The organism is Streptomyces sp. NPDC111516 (assembly GCF_055635345.1).
This window is the reverse complement of record NZ_JBVKBV010000058.1, coordinates 1-6,060: the sequence shown is the minus strand read 5'-3', so window position 1 is coordinate 6,060 and position 6,060 is coordinate 1. Positions and strand designations below refer to the sequence as shown.

Genomic DNA, 6,060 nt, shown 5'->3' with positions numbered 1-6,060 from the left:
GCTCCGATCGAGGATCCGGACCGGATCGACCATCTGGACATACGGCGACGAGCACGACTCGGCGGCATCCTCCACGAGTACCAACATGCCGCCTGGCCAGCATGGATGAGGTATTCGGCAAGGGCACGCCAACACCGACCCGTTCACCACCGTCGTCAAGGTCACGATGAGCAAGCTGTGTGCCAAGCTCGGCAACCCGCCGTTGATCGTCACCGTCCCGGGCAGCGAGTGCCGCCTGTGAAGCACGGCCGGCATCTCACGCCACTGTGCGCGCCTGTCCTGAACCGCCAGATCACCCCCTCAAACTGATCCCGCAGCCGCTCGGGATACGGGCCGTACTCAGCTATCGGCAGGAACGGCTCGATCAACTTCCACCGTTCGTCAGTGAGTTGCCTGCGCGTCGCGATCGTCTTCCCACCGGATCCGCCTTCCAGGCGGATCCGGATCTGCAAGATTGATCACGACATCACACAGGTCCCATTCAGGTGGGCCGACCCCGTTGCCTCGCTCGAGGTCAGCCCTGCTCTGCGGCGCTCACCCGACGCTGCGCCAAAGTGCGTTGCCGATGCAGCCGCAGCCCCGCCTTGGCCATCTCCGCACGGCCTCGCTCAGCGAGATGGTCGGCACCACATCGGTCCGCCAGCTCGATACCCTCGAACAGCAGCTCGGCTACCCTGTCGGTGCGGCCGTCGCGCCTGAGCTCCGCGCCGAGGTCAATCAGCGCCTCAGCGTACGCGTGCCGGTTGGGGGACCGGCTCAGTACCTTCACCGCGCGCTCTCGCTGGGGCAGCGCCTGCCCGTCCTCGTCCACCGCCGCGCCGAAGCACAGCGCCTCACCGATGGCGGTGGGCGTGCCATAGTGCTCTGCCCGACGCAGCATCTCCGCTGCGAGGGCGCGGGCGCCCTGGGGGTCCTCCTCGGCGATGGCGATGGCGAGGTATCCCGCCCAGGGGCACCAGGTCGGGTTGAGGATGCCCTTGGCTTCCAGCCGTTTCCCTGCCGCGGTGAGTTGTGCCACGGCCTCCTCGCGCAGACCACGGGCGAGAAGCAGTCGTCCGTAGACGGTTTGGGAGTCGGGAAAGGCCACCGCGTTCGGGTAGGGGGGCGCGAAGTCGTACGTCTCGGCGACGCGAAGCGCCTCCTCGACGCGGCCCCGGGACAGCAGGACGTCCAGCAACAGTCCGACGGCATACCATTGGGCGGGCACCCGGGGGCCCACCCGCTCGGCCAGGCGCACTCCCTCACGCGCGCAGTCCTCTGCTTCGACGAGCATCCCGCGCCGGAACCAGACCAGGCCGAGGAGAGTGAAGCTGAAAGAGAGGTGGGCACCACTCCACCCGACCTGCTCGCACTCTGCGATGGCCGAACTGAACAGTTCTTCCGCACGGTCGCACTCGTCGGCGTACATGTAGCTGAGCGCGGTCAGGCTCGGGAGTTCGAAACCCCAGTCCGGGTCGGTGTAGCTCAGTCCCAGGGCACGTGCGGCGATGGCCAGCGTGTTCGCGGTCGGTTCCCCGCGCAACATCGCGTCCCAGGTTCGAACGCACAGCAGGGCCCGCTCCTCGATGTCCTTTCCGGGCACGTGCTCGGCAAGCCGTACGAGCCGACGGGAGCGCTCGGACGCCTGCGCCTCGTGCGCGTCGAAGGCCAGCCACAGATAATGCGCTGCCTGCAAGCGCAGCCGCGCTCGAGCGGACTTTGCCTGTGCTGCCTCGGCGCCCGCGACGGCGGCCGCTCTGGCGGGCTGGTCGTTGTGGGCGAATGCCTGAGCCAGCCGGAAGGTGGCGTCCTCCCTGAGCGCGGGGTCCAGGAAGGGCTGCTCCAGGGCTGCCGTGAGGTGATTGACGGTGACGGCCGGGGCAGTGAGCAGGGCAGAGCAGCCGAGTTCGTAGAGCACGCCCGCGCGATCCTCGGGCGCCGGCGGTTCGCGCAGCGCACGTTCCAGACAGCGTCGAGCCGCGTCGGGCGCGCCAAGACGGAGATTCTCGCGCGCGGCAGCGCGCAGTTGAAGGACGGTGTGTGGGTCGTCCTCGGGATGGGTCTCGAGCAGATGCCGAGCGGCGGCTGTGACGCCCAGGCCCGCGTCGGTCACCGCCCAGGCGGCCTGACCGTGCAGCGCGGTGCGGGTGGTCGGCGGGATGGCCTGGTACACAGCGGTGGCGACGAGTGGATGGATGAACTCGAGTGTCCGGCTGCCGGTGAGAATACGGGCGACGCGTAGCCGGTCCACGGCGTCCTGGGCCTCGGCCGGTGGCAGTCCGGCCACTGCTGCGGCCAGCTCCGGGGAGATCTCGGTGCCGAGCACTGCGGCGGCCCAGGCAAGCCGGACAGAGGCGTGGCCGAGCCTCTCCAGCCGTTTGACCAGTCCGGCGCCGCGTGCGCTCGCAGCGAGTTCGCGCAGCAGGGAGGCCGATTCCGCGTTCGGGGCGAGGCTGCGGTCCTGGACCTTGGCGATGAGCTCGACGGCCTCGTAGGGGTTGCCGCCGGTGACCGCCCAACACTCGCGGCAGAAGAGGTCGTCGGCTTCCGCTCCGAGCGAACTTCGCACCAGTTCGCCCACTGCCTCCGGGCTGAGAACGTGCAGGGGGATCGGGCGTCCGCTGCGGCCGTCGATCAGTTCGCGGAACGTCGCGGCCTCAGTGGGCACTTCGTCCGGGCGGTAGCCGAGGACCACCAGCACGGGAAGTTCCTGCGCTCTCACCGCGAACGCGGCGAGCCAGGCGAGTGACTCCAGATCACCCCAATGGGCGTCGTCGAGAACGATCACTATCGGTGCCCGTCGCACGGCCAGCTGGGTGACGACCCAGTCCAGACCGTCCCGGACGCCCTGCGGGTCCGGGGCGGCGGTACCGGTCTGCTGAGCGAACAGACCAACGGCCGGGCCGGCGATCTCGTACCACCCACCGAATATCTCGCGACGCTCGGCCTCGGTACAGGAAGCGAGGACGGGCTGCAGCAGCTGGCGTACGACATGGAAGGGGACGGTATGCTCCTGCTCGCTGCCTCGGGCAGACAGTACAGTGCAGCCGCGGGCAGTGGCGATGCGCCGGACCTCGGCCAGCACGGTCGTCTTGCCCAGCCCAGCGGCAGCGCTGAAGAACAGCAGCCCACCCTGCTTGCCTTCGCCGTCCCTGCCGCCTGCGCAGATCCCCTCCACCGCGTTCCGAGCAGCGACCACCTCGTTCTGGCGCTCGTACAGGGGCTTACCCACCCGATCGCGTCCGTCCACGACGGTGGTCCTCCCGGTGCGGTAACGTTCCGACACTTTGTTCCCCCTGCTCTGCCAGCATGCGGGGAAGCCTAGCGAAACACACATATACACGGCAGAGATGTTGGGGGATTGGATGCGGGCGATCGTGCGGTGGCATCTCGCAACGCCGGCGTGGGGTTCGGCTTCACGGGCCATCGTCGCCGGGGTCTCCCGACTTCATCGGTAGGTAGACACACATGATCGGCGGATTCGTGGGTTGACCTGGGAGAACGGCGTGCGGGACCGTCGGGGGCATGTCCACGGCTCCGACGGTCGTTTTCGTTGTCGTCCGGGTCGAGGCGGAACGTCGTGCGGTACCAGGCGACGCCCTGGCGGGTCCAGTCCCGCGACAGGTCGACGGGCTGCCACTGGTGTCGGGGAAGCCAGGCAGATGCCACCCGGCCCGGTTCTTGGTATATCCACCGGCGTTGAGCGGGCCGCGGACGGGTTCGTCCCCGGTCCCGCCCCGGATGCGCCAGGCAAGCACGGTGGCGTCGCCGTCGAGTCCGGCCGCGGTCAGCCCACGGGCCGACTTGAAGGCGTCGTTGGCCCAGCCGTGCCTGTGGGACGTGGTGAGGTCGCAGAGCCGCCACGACGAGTCGTCGAACCCGGCGTCGGCCTCGGGGTTTTCCGGGGCGTACCGCCAGCCGGTGAAGGGCCGGCAGCAGGACCGGGGGCGGTCCTGCTGCCAGTGCGCTCAGGACGCTTCCCGAGCCGGTCGGGCGGACATCGATCGGTCGCCCGTTCCAAAGCAATTCCGGCTCACAACCGCAGCCCCGCCGTTGCTGGGGGGACGGAGGCCTCGGCGTACCGTGCCGATTCCTGGCTGTATTCGAGAAACCCACGCGCCCATGCGCGGATCCCTTCCACGTACCGGTCAACTGCGGCCTGTTCCTGCACCGTCAGGTTCATGGCGAGGGCGGTGGTCTGCAGACTGGCCATTGCTGCAGGCAATTCGTTGATTCGCAGGGAGAGCCGGCGGTGCACCTCGTTGACAGCGTCCTGCAGCGTCAAGTGGTGATGGTGCTTCAGTATCACGACGAGGTTGCTGGTTTCGCCGGTGCGTAGTTCTTTGCCGAGGGAGTACAGGTCGTTGGTCCAGCAGATGATGTCGGCGGCGGTATCCCGCAGCTGTCGGCAGGCCGGCGAGGACCACACCAGCTCGGTGAGTTCCGCATCCTGTGCGTATTCGGTGAGGTCGAAGCACCAGCCGACCGCTCCGGAGACCCGGCGCCAGGCGACGTAGGCATGAGGCGTGGGTACGCTGCGTTCCACCCGGCGCCGGATCATGTCCCGGTTGGTGCTTATCCATTCCGCCAGATGCCGGCGGAAGCGATCGCTCCATGCGGGGCTCATCCGATCGGCCAATCGGGGCACGACCTCTGCCAGGACGCGTACGGTCCCCGGCGCCTTTTCGGGCACAACGTCCTGTGCGCAGGTGACGATGCGCATCATGGCTTGCAGCTCTGTGTCGACCGCTCCGGAATCGTCCCCGCGGGCGTCACTGCGGTCATCGACGACGAACATCCACAGGCTCAAGCGAGACAACTCTGCCAGCCGCTCCGGGGGTGCCCACGGCCAGACCCGTCCGGCGAAGGCAATATGACGCTCCCTGCGGGCCTGCTCAGCCGCTTCCGCAGACAGCAGCCCCACTTTCTGCGCCCACGCCGTGACGTGCGGCTCTACGTGGGGAAGGCCGGGGTTGAGCAGCGAGAGGTCCCGGGTTTTGCACTGCAGGGGGGCAAACCATTGCCCGCCGTCCCCTGGGATGGCCCACCCTACGATCTCGGTGCCTGCGTTTGCAGGCGTTCGTCTCACGAGAACTCCCCTCCAGCCCGCTAGAGCACGGGTAAGGACCGCGCCTTGTCATCTTTCCCTACGGACCGGCTTTTACCCGCCCCGCCGGGACACGGCGCCCTCTCTTCATGCATCGCGCCCTCGACGCGAAACCCAACGACGCGACTCTGCTGGTGATGTTGGGCAGATCATGCGGTGGCTGAGCACAGAGTGCGGGAGTGCGTGGCCCGGCGTCGTGTTCTGGGTGCGGTGTCGATCCAGTCGGCGACGCGGGCGACGTTGCAGGGCCGCCGAGTTCAGCTGCCACTGGAGTGAGGTCAGTGCGGCTGTTCACCATCACCACCATCAGGCTGACCGAGAGTGCGGCTCCCAGGTGCTGCCGGACGTGCGGCACCGGACTCAGGCGTGCTTCCCACAGCGGCCAGATGACGCCCGGTGTCTTGGCGGCCCGGCGGGTCACTGTCTGTGGGGTGGCCGAGGGGAGGCGCAATCCTGACAGGCGCCTGCCGGCCTTCAATACGGTCCTCGAAGCAGTCTCGACGTGCCTGTCATGGTGGCCCCGTGCACACCCGGCCCGAGAACTATGGTGTCCCGCCACATGTGCCTCTGACCTGCCCATTCCTACGGTGTGGCGACACGAACCCGTCCCCGCCAACCGCCCGGAAGTGGTGTTCATGGCTGCCTCGGCATCCGCCCCGCCGACCACCCGCTCTCTCAAACGCATCGTCGCCGCAAGTCTCATCGGGACCACGATCGAGTGGTACGACAACCCATTCGATCAAGGCTAGGACCTGCGGTTTTTCACGATTCCGGCCACCGAAGTCAGCATGGAACCAGCACCGGAACTCAACCGCGCTGGTTGGGGCATGCAGACGAGAGTTCGATGAAGGGCGAGGTGTTATCACGTTGGCTGATGGGGGTGGGATGATCTCGTGGTTGATCGTTCCGGGAGGGGTTCGTTCGTGCCGTCGACGCCGCCGTCCTACAAGGGCCACCACTACCCGGCGGAGGTC

General features: G+C 67.9%; 2 protein-coding genes and 3 pseudogenes. 2 read left to right on the top strand and 3 right to left on the bottom strand.

Annotated features, from left to right (window positions below):
- A pseudogene (locus ACZ7L9_RS37885) lies at positions 1-93 on the top strand (integrase core domain-containing protein); the annotation flags it as partial.
- Between the two features lie 37 nt (positions 94-130).
- Positions 131-241, top strand: a pseudogene (locus ACZ7L9_RS37880) (response regulator transcription factor); the annotation flags it as partial.
- Between the two features lie 5 nt (positions 242-246).
- Here ACZ7L9_RS37880 and ACZ7L9_RS37875 read toward each other — a convergent pair.
- From ACZ7L9_RS37875 to ACZ7L9_RS37865, 3 genes and pseudogenes are all read right to left on the bottom strand, one after another.
- A pseudogene (locus ACZ7L9_RS37875) lies at positions 247-407 on the bottom strand (transposase); the annotation flags it as partial.
- A 107-nt stretch (positions 408-514) separates the two neighbouring features.
- Complete coding sequence (locus ACZ7L9_RS37870) at positions 515-3,229, bottom strand: ATP-binding protein (RefSeq protein ID WP_471422066.1); 2,715 nt, start codon at positions 3,227-3,229, stop codon at positions 515-517.
- 783 nt (positions 3,230-4,012) lie between these two features.
- Positions 4,013-5,068, bottom strand: a complete 1,056-nt coding sequence (locus ACZ7L9_RS37865; protein WP_471422065.1) for a terpene synthase family protein — start codon at positions 5,066-5,068, stop codon at positions 4,013-4,015.
- Positions 5,069-6,060: the final 992 nt, after the last annotated feature.